Here is a 771-nt window from a genome sequence, read left to right as displayed (position 1 = left end):
GAGGTGGGTTACAAATTGGCCTACGATATTTTGTCTTTCGCAAAACTTCGTCGCCGCCGTCTTTCTTTTTCCCTCAGAATCCCAACTTGCTTTCCAAATGGAGGGGGGAGCAAGATGGTGATATAGAATTCCCATATATTGGTGATTAACACAGTTCGATGCATATTAAGATGATTAAAAAGAGGGTGTTATTGTGTGTGGTATAATCTTTGCTGGCTCTAATACAATGAGCGCTTCTGATGTAAGATTCTTTGAATCCCTTCTTTATCACGATATTGTTCGTGGTGAGCACTCAACCGGAGTTTTTTCTGGTTTTAATATCACGGCTTCAGAGCCACTGAAAATTAAAATCCGTAAAGCTGCTGTACCCGCTGATGTGTTTCTCCGTACCAAAAACCTATGGGATGAGGTAAAAGGGGAACCATATAACCCAGATATTACTACTGTTAAAAACCCAAAATTTCTGGTAGGCCACAACCGCTATGCTACAGTTGGTGAAATTACAGATACAAATGCTCACCCATTCCAACACGGGAATATCACTTTAGTACATAACGGTACACTGGATAATCAAGCCTTACTCCCCAACCATGATAAATTTAAAGTAGATAGTGAAAATATAGCATATGCCATCGATAAAATAGGTATCGAAGAAACTATTAAAAAACTACATGGTAAATTTACTTTGGTTTGGTTCGACGCCAAAGATCAAACATTAAATTTACTTCGTAATAAAGATCGTCCTTTCCATTTAATGGAAACTAGTAGTGG

Annotated in this window: 1 protein-coding gene; it reads left to right on the top strand. The window is 38.4% G+C overall.

Annotation, left to right across the window (positions count from 1 at the left end; genetic code table 11):
- Positions 1 to 193 precede the first annotated feature (193 nt).
- A partial coding sequence (locus N1032_RS24960; protein ID WP_407933085.1) for a class II glutamine amidotransferase occupies positions 194 to 771 on the top strand: 578 nt, incomplete at its 3' end.

The organism is Herbiconiux daphne, assembly GCF_024979295.1.
GTDB lineage: Bacteria > Actinomycetota > Actinomycetes > Actinomycetales > Microbacteriaceae > Herbiconiux > Herbiconiux daphnes.
Note: the sequence above shows the minus strand (reverse complement) of the source record. Positions and strands in the feature narration are given on the sequence as shown.